The sequence below is a fragment of the Acrocarpospora corrugata genome (genome assembly GCF_009687845.1).
Classification (GTDB): domain Bacteria; phylum Actinomycetota; class Actinomycetes; order Streptosporangiales; family Streptosporangiaceae; genus Acrocarpospora; species Acrocarpospora corrugata.
Window position 1 is genome coordinate 252,797 of the sequence record NZ_BLAD01000036.1, and the last position, 18,588, is coordinate 271,384.

Annotated in this window: 15 protein-coding genes; 6 read left to right on the plus strand and 9 right to left on the minus strand. The window is 70.8% G+C overall.

What is annotated here, in order from left to right:
• The first annotated feature begins 3 nt into the window (after window positions 1–3).
• The gene (locus tag Acor_RS02940) at window positions 4–840 is read left to right on the plus strand and encodes a hypothetical protein (RefSeq protein WP_170316763.1); all 837 of its coding nucleotides are present in this window, start codon (window positions 4–6) and stop codon (window positions 838–840) included.
• Here the strand turns inward: Acor_RS02940 and Acor_RS02945 are convergent.
• Both Acor_RS02945 and Acor_RS02950 read right to left on the minus strand, forming a co-directional pair.
• Entirely contained in the window at window positions 835–2,358 is a 1,524-nt protein-coding gene (locus Acor_RS02945; RefSeq protein WP_246238376.1) for a thiamine pyrophosphate-dependent enzyme, read from the minus strand. The genes Acor_RS02940 and Acor_RS02945 overlap by 6 nt on opposite strands.
• A gap of 173 nt (window positions 2,359–2,531) precedes the next feature.
• Window positions 2,532–3,497, minus strand: a complete 966-nt coding sequence (locus Acor_RS02950) for an NAD(P)-dependent oxidoreductase (protein ID WP_155334923.1) — start codon at window positions 3,495–3,497, stop codon at window positions 2,532–2,534.
• A gap of 207 nt (window positions 3,498–3,704) precedes the next feature.
• Between Acor_RS02950 and Acor_RS02955 the strand changes: the two genes are divergently transcribed.
• Genes Acor_RS02955 through Acor_RS02975 form a run of 5 tightly spaced genes read left to right on the plus strand, consistent with a single transcriptional unit; the run spans window position 3,705 to window position 9,305 of the window.
• A complete protein-coding gene (locus Acor_RS02955) occupies window positions 3,705–5,543 on the plus strand; it encodes an SCO2524 family protein (RefSeq protein WP_155334924.1) in 1,839 nt (612 codons plus the stop codon).
• 2 nt (window positions 5,544–5,545) lie between these two features.
• Window positions 5,546–6,460, plus strand: a complete 915-nt coding sequence (locus Acor_RS02960; RefSeq protein ID WP_155334925.1) for an SCO2523 family variant P-loop protein — start codon at window positions 5,546–5,548, stop codon at window positions 6,458–6,460.
• A complete protein-coding gene (locus tag Acor_RS02965) occupies window positions 6,457–7,401 on the plus strand; it encodes an SCO2522 family protein (protein WP_170316764.1) in 945 nt (314 codons plus the stop codon). Before Acor_RS02960 ends, Acor_RS02965 begins: the two co-directional genes overlap by 4 nt.
• Before the next feature lie 29 nt (window positions 7,402–7,430).
• On the plus strand, window positions 7,431–8,348 hold the full coding sequence (locus tag Acor_RS02970; RefSeq protein ID WP_155334927.1) for an SCO2521 family protein: 918 nt from the start codon (window positions 7,431–7,433) through the stop codon (window positions 8,346–8,348).
• A 3-nt stretch (window positions 8,349–8,351) separates the two neighbouring features.
• Window positions 8,352–9,305, plus strand: a complete 954-nt coding sequence (locus tag Acor_RS02975; protein WP_155334928.1) for a phosphatidylserine/phosphatidylglycerophosphate/cardiolipin synthase family protein — start codon at window positions 8,352–8,354, stop codon at window positions 9,303–9,305.
• On the opposite strand, the gene Acor_RS02980 is transcribed toward Acor_RS02975, so the two are convergent.
• The 7 genes from Acor_RS02980 to Acor_RS03010 all read right to left on the minus strand — a co-directional run bounded on the left by Acor_RS02980 (window position 9,265) and on the right by Acor_RS03010 (window position 18,569).
• The gene (locus Acor_RS02980) at window positions 9,265–10,458 is read right to left on the minus strand and encodes an NAD(P)/FAD-dependent oxidoreductase (protein ID WP_170316765.1); all 1,194 of its coding nucleotides are present in this window, start codon (window positions 10,456–10,458) and stop codon (window positions 9,265–9,267) included. The genes Acor_RS02975 and Acor_RS02980 overlap by 41 nt on opposite strands.
• 133 nt (window positions 10,459–10,591) lie before the next feature.
• Entirely contained in the window at window positions 10,592–12,577 is a 1,986-nt protein-coding gene (locus Acor_RS02985) for an acetate--CoA ligase family protein (protein ID WP_170316766.1), read from the minus strand.
• Window positions 12,574–13,728 carry a Glu/Leu/Phe/Val dehydrogenase dimerization domain-containing protein gene (locus Acor_RS02990; RefSeq protein WP_155334931.1) on the minus strand — a complete coding sequence of 385 codons (1,155 nt, stop codon included), beginning with the start codon at window positions 13,726–13,728 and terminating at the stop codon, window positions 12,574–12,576. The genes Acor_RS02985 and Acor_RS02990 overlap by 4 nt, the downstream gene beginning before the upstream one ends.
• Window positions 13,725–15,287, minus strand: coding sequence for a thiamine pyrophosphate-binding protein (locus Acor_RS02995; RefSeq protein ID WP_155334932.1), 1,563 nt, complete (start codon window positions 15,285–15,287; stop codon window positions 13,725–13,727). The genes Acor_RS02990 and Acor_RS02995 overlap by 4 nt, the downstream gene beginning before the upstream one ends.
• Complete coding sequence (locus Acor_RS03000; protein WP_155334933.1) at window positions 15,284–16,450, minus strand: acyl-CoA dehydrogenase family protein; 1,167 nt, start codon at window positions 16,448–16,450, stop codon at window positions 15,284–15,286. The genes Acor_RS02995 and Acor_RS03000 overlap by 4 nt, the downstream gene beginning before the upstream one ends.
• Window positions 16,417–17,352, minus strand: coding sequence for a DMT family transporter (locus Acor_RS03005; protein WP_155334934.1), 936 nt, complete (start codon window positions 17,350–17,352; stop codon window positions 16,417–16,419). The genes Acor_RS03000 and Acor_RS03005 overlap by 34 nt, the downstream gene beginning before the upstream one ends.
• The gene (locus tag Acor_RS03010; RefSeq protein WP_155334935.1) at window positions 17,349–18,569 is read right to left on the minus strand and encodes a metal-dependent hydrolase family protein; all 1,221 of its coding nucleotides are present in this window, start codon (window positions 18,567–18,569) and stop codon (window positions 17,349–17,351) included. Before Acor_RS03010 ends, Acor_RS03005 begins: the two co-directional genes overlap by 4 nt.
• Window positions 18,570–18,588: the final 19 nt, after the last annotated feature.

Sequence of the window (18,588 nt, forward strand, 5' to 3'; positions counted from 1 at the left end):
GAAATGTTTCAACGGTTGTGGCGGCCTATTACCCTGGCCGTCTTCAGCGCGATCGCCGGGGCCGTGCTGGGCGGGATGGCGGACGTCCTGCTCCAGACCGAGTCCCAGATTCTGGGTGCCATCGGCATCGTGGTCTCGCTCATGGCCGTCGGTCTCTTCGCCATGCTGCTCGCCCACGACAAGTCCGCGCACACGCTGGCCGGCCAGCTCACCGCCCTGAAGCAGGATCTGTCGCTGCAGATCGAGATGGTCTCCCAGCAGTACGGCCTGAGCGTGGACCGGGTGATGCTCGCCGAGATCGCCCAGCTGGGCCGGATGGAGGATGACAGGACCGCCCAGCGTTTCCTGTCCGCCCAGAAGGAACTGCTGGTGCTGGACGTGCTCTCCGAGGGCGGGCACTGGCCCACGTCCGCGCTTCCCGAAGAATATTCGCGTACGTTCTTCGATTCGCTGGTGGCGCACGTGGAGGAGGATTCATCGTCGCTGGTGTACAAGCGGATCATCCAGGTGGAGGACATGGCGGAGCCGTTCCGGCACGCGACCACCGAGTCCGTCAGGGAACACTGCCAGGAAATGGTGCGGTTACGCCGGGAGAAGGGGCCGCGAGTCGCGCTTTTCGTGGCGGCGAAGCGAATGCCGTTAAAGTTCATCATCATTGATGAGACCACGCTGATTCTGCAGCTGCTGGAGTACGACGACGAGAAGCGGAATCTGCGGATCTGGCAGGAGCTGGCGGTCTCCGATCCGCGCGGCGACCTGGTGTCGGCGTTCCGGCTGATCTGGACCGACATCGAGCAGCGGTCCCGGCTGGTGGAGCAGCCGCTGGACGCGCGGCTATGACTCGCGGACGACGATCAGCGTGGGCAGTGGGTGCTCCAGGGCCTCCACCAGGGCCTTGAACAGTTCCTCCGGGGTGTCGGCGCGGCAGGCCGCGACGCCGTAGGCGGCGGCCAGCTGGAGCAGGTCGGGGCCCGGCAGGTCGACCGCGACGGGGGTCATGTCCTGCCGCAGCATCTCGTCGCGGATCTCGCCGTAGCCTCCGTTGTCGGAGACCACGATGGGCAGGCTGAGCTGCTCGGCCACGGCGGTGGCCAGCTCCTGGAGGCAGAACTGGAGGGCGCCGTCGCCGGTCAGCACGACGACCGGGCGGCCGGGGCAGGCCAGTTTGGCGCCGATCGCCGCGGGCAGCGCGTAGCCGAGCGTGCCGTAACCGGCGGGAAACAGGAAACGCGCCGGCGGGTCGAGCGCCAGGCTGAGCAGGGCGCCGTGGTAGACCATCATCGAGTTGTCGCCCACCACGATCGGGTCCGGCGGCATCGCCCGGCCGAGCGCGTCCAGGGTGCCCTCCCAGCGGCGGGACAGCTCGGCCAGCTCCCTGGCCAGGTCGGGGCCCGGCGCGCGGGCGGCGTCCGGCGGCCGGATCCGGTCGAGCAGGCCGGCCAGCGCGCGGCCGGCGTCGGCCACCACCGGGACGTCCGCGACGTGATCGCCGTGCATCTGCCCCGGATCGACGTCCACCCGGATCAGCCGCCCGCCCAGGGCGAAGTCCTCCACCCACAGATCGGCAGGGCCCAGCTCGGTGCCGACCGCCAGCACCACGTCACAGCCGGCCAGCCAGCTCCGGGCGCCCGCCAGGTGCAGCACCGTGCCGAGCGCCAGCGGGTGGCTCTCCGGCACGACCCCCTTGCCGTTGACCGTGGTCACGATCCGCGCCCCGACCCGCTCGGCCAGCCGCAGCGCCAGCGCCCCCGCCTCCTGTCCTGGCGGGCACTGCACGCCCCCGCCCAGCACGATCCCGGGCCGGGCCGCGCCGCGCAGCAGCAGCGCCGCCGCGTCCAGCGCGGCGGGATCGGGCTCCCGCGCCACGATCCGGTACGGCTCGGCGAACGTCACCGACCCCTCGGCGGCCAGCAGATCATGCGGGATCTCGATGTGCACCGGCCGCGGCCGGCCCTCGGCGAAGAACCCGAACGCCCTGGCCACCGCCGCCGGGATCTCCCGGACCGAGCTCACCCGATGGCTCCACGCGCACAGCGCCCGCAGCGCGCCCGACTGGTCCTTGCTCTCGTGCAGGTAACCCCGCCCCAGCCGGGGATGGTCGGTGGGCACCCCCGGCGAGATCAGCAACATCGGAATCGAGTCCGAGTACGCCTGCGCCAGCGCCGTCGCCGCGTTGATCACGCCCGGCCCGGTCGTGGTCAGCACCACGCCGGGGCGGCCGGTGGCGCGCGCGTATCCGTCGGCCGCGTACCCGGCGCCCTGCTCGTGCCGGGGGGTGACCAGCCGGACGCCGCGCGCGGCGAGTTCGGCGTAGATCGATACGTTGTGCGTGCCGGGAATGCCGAAGACGAGTTCCACCCCATGGAGAGACAGAGCCTCGACGAGTACACTCGCCCCCGTCGCCGTCACATCCACCCCAATCCAGATACGCCCTGGGCTTCTCGGGAAAATGGCTGGTTCAGCTCTATCGTATATTTATGCGACGGTGACCTGACAAGGTCACATTGTTTTTGGCAAACCGAAACGCACGCTTAGTGACCGACCGCCACGTTCTCGTCCGGCGCGTTGTCCAGTGCCTTGAGCACCGACTGCACCGCCTGTTCCACCATTGCCGCCATTGACTGCCTGGTGTGCGCGGCGACGTGCGCGGTCCACAGCAGCCGGGGCCCGAACTCGGCCCTCAACGCGTCGTTCACCGATTCGTCACGATAATGCCCGTCAATCGCCGCGACCGCGATTGTGCCGTCCCGGAGCGCATTCGCCAGCGCCACCGGCTCGACCAGGACGGCCCTGGCGGTATTGATAAGAATTGACCCTTTTCGCATCTGGGCGAATACCGACGCGTCAATGATATTCAGCGTGCTCTGGCTCTCCGGCAGCAGCACCACCAGAATGTCCGACCAGGCGGCCAGCTCGTGCAGGCCGAGGTAGGTCAGGCCCAGCCCGCCCTCGGCCAGCTTCCTGGTGCGGCTGTGATAGGCGACCCGGCAGCCGACCGCGGTCAGCAGCTCGGCCACCCGGGTGCCGATCGAGCCGAGCCCGACGATGCCGACGCGCTGGGCGGACAGCTCGCTGGGCATCGGCGTGGCGGCCGTCCACTGCGGCGGATGCCGTTCGTCCAGCCGGTCCCGGATCCCGAGGTTGGCGTAGATGATCTGACCCAGGGTGAAGACCGCGACCGCGTCGGGCCGCCGCGCCGGCGTCCAGGTGACCCGCAGGCCGTGCTCCTTGGCGGCGTCCACGTCGACGAAGCTCTCGTATCCGATGCCCATGAAGGCCACGATCTTCAGCAGCTCGGCCGTGCTGAGCGCCTCGCCGGAGGCATACTCCTCGCCGCCGTGCAGATAGGCGACCGCGTCCCGGAGCTCGGCCTTGAGCTCGGCGGGAGAAAGGAGTTTCGGCCGGGCGACAATATTGTTTCCGGCCTCTTCCAATGGGCCCAGCAACGTCAGGTCGATTCCCGAACCCGTGACAAGAATCTTCCCCGTATAGGCCATGATGTGTCTTTCGCGTACATTTGTCGGATTTGACGAACGGGCTCCTCTGTTCTAAGGATACGCCGGTCGGAGAGCCAGTGTACGACCTCGCCGAAGCCTTCGCCGCCGCCGAATTCCAGGTATTGTCCATGAGGTAGAAGCATTTTCACTGTGCACGAATGAAAAGCCGCCGCCCGGGGGCCGCGGCACGTCGTACAGGGGGACCGCGTGAAACTCCAACCCCGTCAGCAACTCCTCGAGATCTGGGAAGCCGCCGCCCGGGCCTCGTTCCAGGGCAAGGAGTGGCGCTGGGGCGGCCGGCAGGGCGCCAACTCCATTTCCGACGCCGAGCAGCTGCTCTGTTTCATGTATCCGGCCTCGGAGTTGCCCGAATTCCGGCTGGACACTCCGGACGCCACCTCCGACGACGTGCTGGCCGCGCTGGCCGCGATCGGGGACAGCGTCGAGATCCCGAAACGGATGCTCGCGCTGCTTGAGGCGTACCTGACCGCCTACACCGATCCGGACGGGCGGCCCCTCTTCGGCGGGGACACCTACTTCCTGCCGGCCGATTCGGGCGACGCGGTCACCGACGAGCAGCGCAAGCTCGACGTGGTCGACTCCTACTCCATGAGCGTCACGCTGATGCTCGGCACCCTGGGCTTCCTCAAGGTGTTCCGGCGGAGCGTCACCCGGCAGGACCTGCGGAGCAAGATCCGCGACCTGGAGAACCGGGCCAACACCCGGCTCTCCGCCGCGATGGTCGGCCTGCTGCGCAGCTTCACCGTCAACGTCTTCGAGCCGCACTCCTCCCAGGGCCAGGCGCTGCTGCGCACCGCCAACCAGTCCAAGGTGCACGAGCGGCGCGTCCAGGACGATCTGCAGAGCGCGCTGGAGGAGGTCAGGGCGGGGCTGCGCGACCTGACCATCGGCTCCGGGTCGCAGGTCGACCTGGACAACCCCAACCTGCTCTTCGAGTGCGGCTGGGCGTGGGGGGTGGTGAAGGACGCCCCCGAGGTGGTCACCGACCTGAAGGTGGGCGAGCAGGTCAAGGGTGTGGCGCCCGAGATCCCCTACCTCTACTTCACCGTGAACGCGCTGGTCGGCGTCGTGGACCTGTGGTCGGAGCGGACCCGCGTGCTCGGCCTGCTCGACGACGACCAGCAGCAGCTGGCCAACGCGCTGCAGCGCCGCTGGGACATCACCCAGAACTACTGGCGGACCGTGGCCACCTTCGGCAAGGGCCGCTGGCCGCTGGAGGACATCCCGTGGCGGACCACCGACGGCAAGGAGTCCGACTACTACAGCCTCGGCGTCACCGCCATGGTGGTGCAGTACCTGGTCCGCACCCGGGCCGGTGACGTCGACCTCGGCCGGGTGGCCGGCGTGCTGGAGGAGCTGGCCAGAAGCGCCCGGATCACCCGCCGCCCGGTGGAGACCGACGCGAGCGCGATCGCGCTGCACTCCCCCGGCGTCAAGGTCACCCTGCTCGGCACCGAGGAGCTGGGCCCGCAGCTGATCTGGCAGGTCTCCGACTTCGCCATCACGCTGCTCAAACGGACCATCTGGGTGGCGTCGATCACCCAGAGCAACCGGACCAGGGAACGCCTGCACAGCCTGGCCGACCAGATCTGGGCGCACATCCAGAGCCGCCGCTTCACCCAGCTGCCGCTCAAGGGCCTGTGGGACAACCCGGCGAACGCCTTCGACGACGTCATCGAGGAGGCCGACTCGGTCTCCTGGTACTTCACCGAGCGCATCGTCGAGTTCATGGTCACCCTGGCCCTCACCTCGCGCGAACCGCCGCTGCGCAGCCAGCAGCTGGTCGACCTGGCCGGCGAACTGCTGGCCGAGGCCGAGCACCTGCTCAACCGGGAGCAGGTGATCCGGCCGGTCCGGACCCGGATGGGCGCGCCGTCCAACATCACCACCATCGCCACCCGGCTGAACCGGGCCAGAGCGATCATGGGCGAGCGCCCGGCCAGCGCGGTCGCCCTGATCAGCAACGCCCTGCTCGAACTCGACCAGCTCGCCGCGGCCCGTGAGAACGCCTCGGAGGCGATGTAGCGATGCTTGTGTTCGCCATCTCCGACAAGGGTGGCACCGGACGGTCGGTGACCAGCAGCAACATCGTCTACCGGCGGGCGCTGCAGGGACAGGACGTCTGTTATCTCGACTTCGACTTCGGCTCCCCCACCGTCGGCGCGATCTTCCGGGTCAGCACCGCTTCGCGCGGCACCACCAGGGGCGGCATGCACCGCTACCTGCAGGGCGAGATCACCGAACCCAGCCGGATCGACGTGTGGACCGAGTCCGACCGGGACACCATCCGCGCCAAGCCCGCCGGAGCCGGCCAGATGGTCCTGCTCCCCGGCGACCAGGGCGGCGGCGAGTTCGCCACCTTCGACGCCGAGATGCTCAAACGCTGCGTCCGCCTGTTCGCCAAGCTGCACGAGCAGTTCGACCTGATCATGGTGGATCTGAGCGCGGGCCGCTCCTTCGCCGCCCACCTGGCGCTGGCCGCCACCGCCCAGCTGCCCAAGATCCCGGCCCGCTGGCTGGTCTTCCACCGCTGGACCCGGCAGCACATCATCGCGGCCAACGGCCTGGTCAAGGGCGAGCACGGGCTGCTCGACGTGGGCCGGGAGTATGGCCACGACCCCGGCGCGCTGACCGACCGGATCAGGTTCGTCCGCACCGCGGTGCTGGAACTCGGCTCCGGCGACTTCGCCCACCTGCGCCCGGCCCAGCGCTCCTGGCTGAACGAGATCGACCGGGAGCTGCGCGAGCTGGCCACCAGGAACGGCGTCGGCCTCACCACCATGCTCGGCAAGGTGCCGCTCGACCCGGTCCTGCAGTGGCGGGAGCAGCTGATCTCCGACGAGGACGTGGCGGGCACCGAGATCGCCAACGCGGAGACCGTGTTCGCCTTCGACGACCTGGCCAAGAAGATCGTCGACGACACCGCGTGGGAGGGTCTGTGACGTCCTTCAGCGAGGTGACGGCCGAACGCCAGATCAAGTCGGGGCCGCTGTCGCACGTCTCGGTGGAGCTGGGCCACCTCTACATGGAGGACTTCCAGGCCGGCCCCGACCGGCTCAGGCAGCAGTTCGCCATGGTCGCGCCCTGGCTGGAGACGGTCCGCCGCAGCTGGCAGAACCGCACCCCGGGCGGCCGGGCCCGGATCAGCACCTGCTTCCTGATCGACGACTACTTCAGCCGGTTCAGCACGCCCGACGAGCTGGTCCCGATGATCCTGGACGCCGCCGCCGAGAACGACCTGGTCATCGACTACCTGGCCAGGGAGTCTGCGTGCGCGGAGGCGGACGGCGTGAAGCTGGCCAAGCTGGTGGAGGACCGGCTGGTGCCCGACCCGCCGCCCGGCACCCACAGCTGGCGCCCGCCGCCGCACGAGACCGGCTGGCTGGCCAACGGCACCCGGTCGCCGGTGGCCGGGGCCGGCCAGGCGATGAAACCGCAGATCCGGTGGGAGCCGCCCACCCAGAACGCCAAGCGCGGCCACTCCATCTTCGTGGACGTCGAACTCTGGAACGACGACAACCGCGGGCGCACCTGGTCGTGCCCGTTCCTGGCCGCGGTGTGGCAGCTGCTCCGGCTCGGGCTGCTGCGCAACGAAGGGCGGCTGCCGGTGCAGCCGGTGCAGGTCGACGGGGGATTCCCCCGGGACTGGGACGAGCTGCCGCCGGTGGTGAAGTTGAACAAGTCGGCTACGCCGTTCAGCGCGTACACGACCATGTCCGTTCTGTCGACCCGGTTCCTGCAGGTGGAGCTGGCTGTGCGCACGATTCTCAGCCAGGTCTCGGTGGACGAGGAAGTCCTCAAGCAGGTTCTCAGCCGGAGCACCGACGAGGATCTCCGGCTCGAAGAAGAGCTCGTCGACCGAATCTCCTACGTCTTTCTCTGAGCCGTCCTGGTCTCGGGGTCGGGGGCGACATGCTGATCATGGGGGAAGTCCGTACCGGGCTGCTGCAGAACTCGGCGGAGATCGAGGAACGGGATCACCAGACGGTGCTCGGGCTGCTCGCCGGCGAGCGGGTCCGGATGTCCCGGCGGCCGATCGTGTACGCGGTCTCGCCCGACCTGCTCACCGGTGTGGACTGCCGGCTGCCGTCGGCGTCCAACGCCAGGATCCGCGGCGTCGGCACCCTGGTCTCCCGCGCCACGATCACCGGCGGCCGGATCCTGCAGGGTTCCTCGTACGTCCGGGTGGTGCGCGGCGAGGTCAATCACCGGCTGCCGTGGTCCCACTACCTGGCCAGGCCCGGCGTGGTCGAGGTGCTGGGCAAGGTGTCCGCGCCCGACCTGGCCGGCGGGTTCCTGGCCTTCGGGCCGCCCGGGGAGCAGCTGGATCTCGGCTCGGTCAGCGACCGGTTCATGGACGTGGTCCAGGAGTCCGCTCTGCTCGACCTGCGCGCGCCCTTCCGCAGTGACCGCACCCGGCTCCGCTGGGTGGCCGAGACCGGTGAGCCGGGTGTGCACTTCATCCTCGGTGAGAGCACCGGGCGCACGCTCCGCCTCACCCATCACGGCGAGTTCTCCCCGGCCGTGGTGGACCTGTGCGAGGACCTGGCGCTGCACGACTGGCTACTGACCGCCCTGCTGACGATCGTCCAGCGGGCCCGCATCGGCGGCGCGTCCCGCCCCGAGGTCTCGGCCCGGCTCGCGCCGGCCGTCGACACGCTGCTGCACCTGTGGATGCCCGGCGCGAGGATCCACCCGTCGCTCGCCCCGCTGTGGGAGAACCTGGAGCGCACGCCCGGCTTCTCCCGGCAGTGGCAGTCCCTCGTCGAGCGGGTACGCGACCAGCTCGCGGTCAACACCCTGGCCCTCCTGCGCGAGACAAACGGATGATTCATGGCCGATAAGAAGCCGAAGTTCGATGTCGAAACCCTCAATCCCTCGTTTGTGAAGATCCTCATCAGCTTCGTCTTCGGCGGCATCGTCTGGGGACTCTCCGAGCTGTTCCAGAACGGCGACATGAACACCGGCCAGATGTGGAGCATCCTCATCTCGCTGTTCGCGGCCTCGGTGGCGTTCGTGGTGCAGCACCTGATCACCGTGGAGAAACAGAACGACGCGACCCGGCACGAGTTACGCGAAGGGCTGTCCAGGATCGACGAGGCCACCGAGCTGTTCGGCCTGGTCGAGCAGTCGGCCGTGCAGATCGACCTGGTCACCCAGCTGGTCCGCAACGCCACCGGCGTGGACAAGGAGATGCCGACGCTGGTGCAGCGGTTCGCGCAGACCGAGATCGAGCGGATCTCCACTCTGCTGCGCGAGCTCGGCGAGGGCGACGTCACCTACGAGGGCGAGGACCGGGACTGGCTGCTCGGCCTGGCCCGCAACGTGGAGCGCAGCATCGACGCGCTCAGCCTGGCGGTGGTGGACCAGGGGCCCGGCGAGTTCGACGGCGGATTCTGGATCACCGACGCCGGCCAGCGGTATCTGGAGATCCAGCGGGAGCGGGCCAAGGCGGGGGTGCGGATCCGCCGGATCTTCTACGTCGACACCCAGGAGCGGCTCAAGTCCGAGACGTTCCAGCAGATCAGCAGGATGCACGTGACGGCCGGCGTGGACGTGCGGGTGCTCACGGCGGGCCAGCTCACCTCGGCGCTCGGCGTGGACGACTTCATCGTCTTCGACGGCGTGGTCAGCTACGAGATCATGGCGTCCAACACGCTGTCGGTGGGCGAGCTGGTCACCCACACGTTCGTACGGACGCTGCTGATCCTGGAGCGGCCCCGGGTGCGGCAGCGGATCGAACGGTTCAGAGAGCTGTGGGAGCTGGCGACAGAGCTGCCGCCGTGAAGTCCCGCTCCGGGCTGCAGATCCGCAGCCGCTCCCGCACCTCCGGGTCGGCCGTACGGTCGTGGACCAGGTCGGCCACCAGTTCCGCCGTCACCGGGGCCAGGGTCACGCCGAGGCCGGAGTGGCCGGTCGCGGCGATCAGCCGCCGGTGCTCGTCCAGGTAGCCGATGATCGGGACGTGGTCCGGACTGGCCGGGCGCAGGCCGCCCCAGTGGCGTTCCAGCCGCCAGTCCGCGGTAGCCGGCATCAGCGTGCCGATCCAGGAACGGATCGACTGCAGGCCCTTGGCGGTGGGCGTGGCGTCGTAGACGTGCTCCTCGTAGGTGACGCCGACGGCCACCCGGCCGTCGTGGCGGGGCACCAGGTAGGGGTAGCCGCGTTCCTCGCCGTCCTGGATCTCGGCGAAGACGTGGTGGTTGAGCGGGTAGCCGGTGAAGCCGGGCGGGCGGAGGTCGAACGCCTCACCCTTGATCGGGAAGATCAGCTCGGCGAGTGCGGGGAGCAGCTTGCCGCTCTGGTAGCCGGCGGCGACCACGACGGTGCCGGCCTGGATCACCGTGCCGTCCTGGAGCTCGACCTCTGCGCAGGCGGGGCCGGAGTCGACGCGGACCACCCGGGTGCTGAGCTTGAGCGTGACCGGGGAGCGGGCCAGGGTGCGGCGCAGCGCGACCATCAGCTCGCGCGGGTCCAGGGCGAGCTCCTCGTGCAGCAGGAACGCGCCGACCACCCGGTCGCTGAGCAGCGGCTCCAGGTCGCGGGCTTCCGCGGCGGTCAGCTGGCGGACCTCGAAGGGGGCCTCCAGCCAGCGCGGCAGCACCTCGCTGAGCAGCCGGTCCAGCTCCTCGCGGTCCAGGGCCACCTGGATGTCGCCGCCGCCGAGCACGTGCACCTCGACGCCGGAGACCTTCCTGAGCCGGTCCAGCCACGGCTCGTACAGGTCGCGGCTGCGGCGGATGACGCTGCTCAGGGGGCCGAGGCAGGCGGTCTCGGTCTGGGTGAGGATGCCGCCCATGGCGGCGTCGGACGCGCCGAGACCCAGGTCTTCCGCGGCGTCCACCAGGATCACGCGCCGGCCCTGGGCACCGAGCTCATAGGCGATCGCACTGCCGATCACTCCGCCACCGACGATGGCGACGTCGCAAATCTCAGGCACAAGCGTCTCCATGCGTTACCCGGTTGGTTTCAGATTAAGCGCAGCCCGGCCTCAGGTACACAGAGAGACGCAGAGACGCATGAACGCGCTGCCGCCCTGACAGTATCGCGAAACACCCTCCCCAGCCGACTCTTTACCGGCCGCCGAGTGTTGCAAGAAGATCAAGGGCGAGCGTTTCCCCGGGCCTGGCGAGCAGGGGGTTGACCTCCAGTTCGGTGAGGTCCGGACGGGCCGCGAGGACCCGCCCGACGGCCACCACCGCGCGGGCCACCGAGTCCAGGTCGCACGGCGGCGCGCCACGCCAGCCGTCCAGCAGCCTGGCCGCCTTCGTCCGGCCGAGCAGCCGCAGCGCGCCGGCGTGGTCGAGCGGGCCGAGCGCGGTCGCGGTGTCGGCGACCAGTTCGGCGAGCACGCCGCCGCTGCCCACGGTCACCAGCACCCCCAGGTGCCGATCCCGGCGGGCCCCGACGATCAGCTCAATCCCGCTCGCGGCCTGCCGCTCCACCCAGAACCCGTCCAGGTCCAGCCGCCCGGCCATCTCCGCCGCCCCGGCCTGTACGGCTTGCGCCGACGTGAGCCCGAGCACGACTCCCCCGACCTCGGTCTTGTGGGCGGGCCCGACCGCCTTGAGCACCACGGTCCCGCCGAGCCCTGCGGCCAGTGCCGCGGCCTCCTCGGGGGTGGCCGCGAAGCCGCCGTCGGGGAACACGACGCCTTCTGCGGCCAGGATCGACCGGAGGTCGGCGGGTTCGCCGCCGGGGGGCGAATGGATCTGTTCGGGGCGGATTCCGTCGTCGGCGCGGCAGTACGCGGCGAGTGCGCCGATCGGGTCGTCGACGCGGTCGAAGACGGGGACGCCGCCGTCGCGGAGCACGTCCGCCGCCGGGCCGTCGGTCCGCATCGCGTGCACCAGGCACGGCACGCCGAGCAGTTCGCGGGCGGCAGCCTCCTCGGCGTCACGCAACGCCGGACTATCCGCCGCGTATGCACCGAAATATCCCGTTAAAAGAACTACGTCCACCTCTGTGGCGACGACTTGTGCCACGCGCGGATAAATCCTTAGATCGGCTTCTCCGGCTCCGGCCAGATCGATCGGATTGGACAGGCCCGCGTCCTCGGGCAGCAGTCTCGCGAGCGTTTCGACGGTTCCCGGGGTAAGCGCGGGCACCTCGATTCCGGCGCGTTCCGCGAACTCGGCCGCGAGGGCCCCCTGCCCGCCGCTGTCGGCCACGACCGCGAGCCGGGGCCGCGCGGGCAGAGCGCCCGTCAGGCAGATCCGGGCGGCGTGCACGGCCTGCGCCGGGGTGTGCACCCTGATGACGCCGGCCGCGTCGCAGAGCGCGTCCACGGCGGTGTCGGGGGTGGCCAGCGCGCCGGTGTGCGAGTCGACCGCGCGCCCGCCCGCCGCTGAGCCGCCCACGGCCAGCAGTATGATCCGCTTGCCGAGGGCCCTGGCCTGGTCGGCGAGGGTGATGAGGGACCGGCCGAGGGAGAGGTCCTCCAGGTAGACGATGACGACGCGGGTGTGCGGCGCGGTGATCACCGGGTCGAGCAGGTCGGCGGTGGTGAGGTCGGCCTGCGCGCCGACAGAGACGAACCGGGACAGTCCGAGCCCGGCGCGGGTGGCCAGGTAGCCGATTTCGAGGCCGACCGAACCGCTCTGGGACACCACGCCGATCGGGCCCGGGGTCAGGGATCCCCAGGTGAGGGCGAGTCCGGCCGCGCCGTCGTACACGCCCATACAGGTGGGGCCGAGCAGGCGGGCTCCGGCGGCGCGGACCCGCGCGGCCAGGACGGCGTGGCCGCCGGGATAGGCCCGGTCGACTCCGGCCGTGATGCCGACGAGGTAGCGCGCGTCCGCGGCGAGGGCGTCTTCGACGACAGCTGCGAAGGAGGCGGGCGGCGTGACGATCGCGACCAGTTCCGGAGATTCCGGGAGATCGGCCAGCCGCCGGTGGGAGCGGCGGCCCTGGACCCGGTCGGCGCGGCCGTTGACGAGATACACCTCCCGCCGGGCGGCTCCGCGCAGGGCGCCCTTGGCCAGCCAGTAGCCCCACTTCGCCGGGTCGTCAGAAGCGCCGACCACCGCCACGGACCGCGGGTCGAACAGGCCGTTCACCGGGGTTCCATGTTGCGCTCGCTGAGGGCGTGGGCGATCTCGCGGGGCGGCCTGCCGGTACTTGCGGCCTCGGTGAGGACCTCGGTGACAACACGCCGCATCCAGGAGCGGATCTTGGCGAAGGCCGCGTCGGCGTCGGCGGGGATGTCGCCGAACAGCGTCCACCACCACCAGGAGTTGGTGGCGGAGTTGGCCACGACGTCCGGCACGACCAGCACGCCGTGGTCCCGCAGCAGCGCCTCGCCCTCCGGCGTCACCGGGGAGTTGGCCGCTTCCACGATCAGGCTCGCCGTCACCCGGGACGCCTCCGCGACGCCGATCGCGTACGACACCGCCGCCGGGACGAGCACGTCGCAGTCCAGGTCGAGCCAGGCGTCTCTGGGCAGTTTCTCGTCGGTGGCGCGCAGCCGGGAACGGTCGATGCGGCCGTGTTCGTCGCGGGTGAGCAGCAGCGTCTCCACGTCCAGGCCGTCCGGGTTGGCGACCAGGCCCTCGGTGTCGGCGATGCCGACCACCTGGACGCCGGCGCGGGCCAGGAAGCGCGCGGTCGAGCCGCCCATGGATCCGAACCCCTGGATCACGGCCGTCGCGGGACGGTCGGGGAGCACCAGGTCGAGGGCGGTCAGCGCCGCCTCGGCCACCCCGCAGCCGCCGGCCAGGTCGCCCAGCCCGATCCCGTCCACGGTCACCGCGAAAGCCTGGTCGAGGCCGCGCAGCGCGGCGTCAGGATCGGCGAGCAGCGGCAGCACCGCGTCGATCGAGGTGCGCAGCCCCGCCTCGTGGCAGGCCGCCTCGATGGACTCCTGCCGCAACCCCAGATCCTCCCCGGTCGCCCAGTACGTCTGGAGCAGCGGCTTCATCGCGCCGATGTAGCGCCGCAGCATCCCGTCCGCGCCGGGGTCGAGCGGATCGCAGTCGATCCCGCCCTTCGCCCCGCCCAGCGGCTGGTAACGCAGGCCCGGCTCGTACGCCAGCGCCTCCTTGCGGCTCATCCCCAGCGCGAGATCGGCGACCTCGGCCAGCGTCACCCCGGACCGCATCCGCAGCCCCCCGCTGCTCACCCCCCGGCCCAGCCGGTCGATCACCAGGTAGCCCGGCCGCCCGGTCACCTCGTCGGTCCAGGTCACCTTCAGGTACGGCTCGCGCGTCATCGCGCCTCCCTCAAAACGATCACGGTGGGCCCGGACGCGCGCAGCGCCTTCCCGACCGCCTCACTCAGCTGTTCAGGCGTGTCCACGGCGACCCCGCAGGCTCCGTACGCGTCGGCGACGGCGGCGAAGTCGGGGGTGTGCAGGTCGACCGCGACGGGCGCCATGCCGCGGGCCAGCATCTCCGCCCTGATCTCGCCGTAGCCGCCGTTGACGGAGATCACGATGGGGATCGGGAGGCCGAGTTCGACCGCGGTGGCCAGTTCCTGGACGCTGAACTGGAACGCGCCGTCCCCGGCGAGCACCGCGACCGGCGTGTCCGGGCGGGCGACCTTGGCGCCGATGGCGGCGGGGAGCGCGAAGCCGAGGGTGCCGAAGCCGGTCGGGTAGAGGAACCGGCCGGGCGGGTCGATGGGCAGCGCGCCGAGCGCGCCGTAGTAGCAGAACATCGAGTTGTCGGCGGCGACGATCGCGTCGGCGGGGAGCGCGTCCCTGATGGCTTTGAGTTCCGGCGCCCAGCGCGACGCGAGCCGGGCCAGGTCCGGCTCCAGGGGCGGGCGTTCCGGTGGGGTCGGGCGGGCGGTCACCTGGGCGAGCAGTGCGTCCAGGGCCGAAGTCGCGTCGGCGACGATCGGGATCGTGGCGGGGTGGTCGCCGTGCATCTGGGCCGGGTCGACGTCGATTCTGATCAGCCGGCCGGTCAGGCGGAAGTCGTCGGCCCACAGGTCAGAGGGGGCCAGTTCGGTGCCGACGGCGAGGACGACGTCGCGGCCGGCGAGCCAGGTCTGGACGGACGGCAGGTGCAGGGTCGCGCCGAGGGCGAGGGGGTGCGACTCGGGGACGGCGGCCTTGCCGTTGGCGGTGGTGACGATCGGCGCGCCGAGGCGTTCTGCCAGGGTCAGGGCGAGGGTTCCGGCGCGGGAGTGGTGCACGCCGCCGCCGAGGACGATCGCGGGGCGGCGGGCCGTACCGAGCAGGGTGGCGGCTGAGGTGACGGCGGCGGGGTCGGGGGCGCGGGGCGGAACCGTGAGCGGAGAGGCCGGGGGGACGTCGGTGGGGAGGTCGAGGAGGTCGACCGGGATTTCCAGGTGGATCGGGCGGGGGCGGCCCTCGGTGAAGGCGGTGAAGGCGCGGGCGAGGGCGGCGGGGAGCTCGCCGGGGGAGGTGACGCGGTGGCTCCAGGCGCAGAGGGAGTCCAGGGCGCGGGACTGATCCTTGGCCTCGTGCAGGTAGCCGCGGCCGAGGCGGGGGTGGGCGAGCGGGACTCCTGGCGAGATCAGCAGGATCGGCGAGGAGTCGGAGTAGGCCTGGGCGAGCGCGGTGGCGGCGTTGAGCACAGCGGGGCCGGTCGTGGTGAGGACGACGCCGGGGCGGCCGGTGGCGCGGGCGTAACCGTCGGCGGCGTAGCCCGCGCCCTGCTCGTGACGGGTGGTGACGCAGTGCACGCCGGCTTCGGTCAGGGCCTGGTAGATGGCGAGGTTGTGGGTGCCGGGGATGCCGAAGACGGTGTCGACGCCGTGGGCGGTGAGGGTGAGCGCCAGCGCCTGTGCGGCGGTGGTCATGCGCGGGCCAGGGCGCGGGAGATGATCAGTCGCTGGATGTCGGAGGTGCCTTCCTCAAGCTCCTCCAGCTTGGCGTCGCGCATCCACTTCTCGACCAGGAACTCACGCGAGTAGCCCCAGCCGCCGTGGGTCTGCACGGCCGCCCAGGTGCACCACATGGCGTTCTCCGACGCGGTCAGCTTCGCTATTGCCGCCTCCTCGGTGACGCTCACCCCGGTGTCGTACAGCTCCGCCGCCCGCATAGCCACGAGTCGCGAAATATCAGTCTTCGTGGCCATATCGGCGAGGCGGAACGCCACCGACTGATGCTCGATAATCTTCACGCCGAACTGCTCGCGATCCTTCGCATACGCCATGGCGGCATCGAAAGCGGCCCGGGACAACCCGGTACAAGCCGAAGCGATCAGGATCCGGGACGCGTCGAACGTCCGCATCAACCCGTAGAACCCCTGACCTTCCTCCCCCAGCCGGTTCTCCACCGGCACCCGGACACCGTCCAGGAACAGCTCCGCGCACGCGATCCCGCGCTGGCCCATCTTCGGCATCGGCTTGCCGATGGTCAGCCCCGGCGTCCCCCGCTCCACCACGAACGCCGTGACACCCTTCGACCGCGTCCCCGGGGCGACCGTCGCGAAGACCACGAAATAGTCCGCGAACGGCGCGTTGGAGATCCACGACTTCTGACCGGTCAGCAGGTAGTGGTCACCGTCCCTGACCGCCCTGGTGGTGATCGCGGCCGCGTCCGAGCCGACCCCCGGCTCGGTCGTCGCCAGCGCCGTGAGCGGCGGAGTCGCCGAACACAGCGGGGTCAGGAACCGTTTCCGCTGCTCCTCGTTGCCGAGTTCAAGCACCGGCGCCGCGAAGAACCCGTTGGAGGTGACCAGGTTCCCGATCGCGATGTCGCCGTGGCACAGCTCCTCCTGCACCAGGCACTGGGTGACCAGATCGGCCACCCCGCCGCCGCCGTACTCCTCGGGGATCATGAACGAGGTGAGCCCGATCTCGGCGGCCTTGGCCCAGATCTCCCGGGGCAGCTCGTGATCGGCCTCGTCCACCTGGCGGGCGCGCGGCCGGATCTCGGCGGCGGCGAAGTCGCGGGCCAGCCTGACGGCGTCGGCCTGCTCCTCGGTCAGAGGCAGGGCGGTACGGGGGACGCGGGGCATGTCGCCTCCTCAGGAAGCCAATCGGGGACGGTCGCCTCGCGCCGGGGCCAGGCGACCAGGATCATCGCGGCGATCACGCAACCGCCGCCGACGAGGACGGGCCAGGTGACCGTTTCGTCGTAGAGGGCGAACGCGAAGCCGGTGGCCCACAGCGGTTCCGCCGAGATGACGACGGCGGCCGCGGTGGGCGGGACGTGCGCCTGCGCCCAGGTCTGGGCCAGGAAGGTGAAGGCGCCGGCGATGGTGGCCAGGTAGAGCACGCCGAGCCAGTCGCCGGTGGTGGCGGGCAGGGCCACGCCGCCGGGCGCGGCGGCCACGCCCATGATCACGGTCAGGGTGAGGATCTGGATGATCGACAGCGGGTAGGCCTCGGCCGGGGTGGACCAGCGGCCGAGCGCGACGATGTGCACCGCGTACAGGACGGCGGAGAGCAGGGTGAGCGCGACCGGGCCCGCTTCGATGACGCCGCCGGTGCCGCCGCCGCTGAGCAGCGTGAACGCCGCCATTCCGGCGGTGGCCAGGACCACGGCCAGCCAGGTCCTGCGCTCCGGGACCGCTCGGGTCCAGACCCAGGCCAGCAGCGGGGTCAGCACGAGGTAGGACCCGGTGACGAAGCCGGAGACCGAGGACGGCAGTTCGATCAGCGCGAACGTCTGCACCACGAGGGCGGCGCCGTACACCAGGCCGAGGGCGACGCCCGTCAGCCAGGTACGGCCGGCCAGCCCGACCAGCGCCTTCGGCCGGATCGCCACCAGCACGGCGGCCGCGATCGCGAAGCGCACCACGAACAGGTCGGCCACGGGCAGCCGCAGCAGCAGGTCCTTGGTCAGCGGGAAGGTGGAACCCCAGATAGCGGTGACGCTGACCAGTGCGGCGATGCCGGCCAGATACGAGCGGTTCACCCGAGCTCGTTCTTGACGACCGTGCCGCCCTTCATCACGAAGGGCACGTCCTGAAATTTCGTGATGTCTAGGGCTCCGGGGATGGCGATCAGGTCGGCGTACCTGCCGGGGGCGAGGGAGCCCACCCGGTCCTCCCAGCCCATGCACTCGGCGCTGGTCAGGGTGGCGGCGCGGAGGGCGGCCACGGGGGTCATGCCGTACTCGACCATGGTGGCCAGCTGGCGGCCCTGGAGGCCGTGCGGGAAACCCCCCGCGTCGGTGCCGAACCCGATCTTGACCCCGGCTTTCACGGCCTTGGCGAAGGCGACCCGCTGGGCTTCGGCGGTCTCGTCGTTCTTGCGGAGCTGTTCGGCGTCGTAGCCCTGGGACGGGCCGGTCTCGCTGATCCAGTCGGCCCACCAGATGTCGGCGGACAGGTAGGTGCCGTGCGCGGCCATCAGCTCCACGCCCTCGTCGTCGAGGAAGCAGGCGTGCTCGATCGAGCGGACGCCGGCCCGGATCGCGCGTTTGATGCCTTCCGCGCCGTGGGCGTGGGCGGCGACGTGGCGGCCGTACCAGGCGGCCTCCTCGACGGCGGCGCGGATCTGGGGTTCGGTGAGCTCGGGGGCGCCGGGGACGGTGCCGTTGGCGAGCACCGCGCCGGTGGCGATCAGCTTGATCAGGTCGGCGCCGTTGTAGATGATCTCGCGGACGCGTTCCCTGATGTCGTCCACACCGGAGGTCTGGCCGAACCGGAACTCACGCGGCAGTTCGATGTCGGGCGCGAGGCCGGTGACCATGCCGCCGCCGCCCTTGACCGTGATGTACGCCCCGGCAACGGCCATCCGCGGCCCGGGGATGTGCCCGGCGTCGATCGCGTCCCGGAGGGCGACGTCGAGGAAGGCCCGGAAGGTGCCGACGTCGCGGACGGTGGTGAAACCGGCCATCAGGGTGTCGCGGGCGTTCGGCACCCCGGCCAGGGTCTGCTGGGCGGCGCTGAACTTGAGCTCCTGCGCGTAGTCGCCGCAGGCCGCCACCCCGACCAGATGGGTGTGCAGGTCGATCAGGCCGGGCGCGACGGTGACGTCGCCCAGGTCGATCAGCTCGCCGTCGAAGGGCGCGCCCGCGGGCCGGACCTCGGCCACCCGCTCCCCGTCGATCACGATCAGCTGATCGTCGAGCACCCGCCCCGCGGCCACGTCCACCAGCCGCGCACACCGCAGCGCCTTGTCCGTCATCGGAGCCCCTTTCCTGATT

What these genes read in the sequence shown, in the direction of transcription:
- Acor_RS02940 (WP_170316763.1), top strand. Translation starts at nt 4, where the DNA reads ATGTTTCAACGGTTGTGGCGGCCTATTACCCTGGCCGTCTTCAGCGCG.
- Acor_RS02950 (WP_155334923.1), bottom strand. Translation starts at nt 3,497, where the DNA reads ATGGCCTATACGGGGAAGATTCTTGTCACGGGTTCGGGAATCGACCTG.
- Acor_RS02960 (WP_155334925.1), top strand. Translation starts at nt 5,546, where the DNA reads ATGCTTGTGTTCGCCATCTCCGACAAGGGTGGCACCGGACGGTCGGTG.
- Acor_RS02970 (WP_155334927.1), top strand. Translation starts at nt 7,431, where the DNA reads ATGCTGATCATGGGGGAAGTCCGTACCGGGCTGCTGCAGAACTCGGCG.
- Acor_RS02975 (WP_155334928.1), top strand. Translation starts at nt 8,352, where the DNA reads ATGGCCGATAAGAAGCCGAAGTTCGATGTCGAAACCCTCAATCCCTCG.
- Acor_RS02990 (WP_155334931.1), bottom strand. Translation starts at nt 13,728, where the DNA reads ATGACGCGCGAGCCGTACCTGAAGGTGACCTGGACCGACGAGGTGACC.
- Acor_RS02995 (WP_155334932.1), bottom strand. Translation starts at nt 15,287, where the DNA reads ATGACCACCGCCGCACAGGCGCTGGCGCTCACCCTCACCGCCCACGGC.
- Acor_RS03000 (WP_155334933.1), bottom strand. Translation starts at nt 16,450, where the DNA reads ATGCCCCGCGTCCCCCGTACCGCCCTGCCTCTGACCGAGGAGCAGGCC.
- Acor_RS03010 (WP_155334935.1), bottom strand. Translation starts at nt 18,569, where the DNA reads ATGACGGACAAGGCGCTGCGGTGTGCGCGGCTGGTGGACGTGGCCGCG.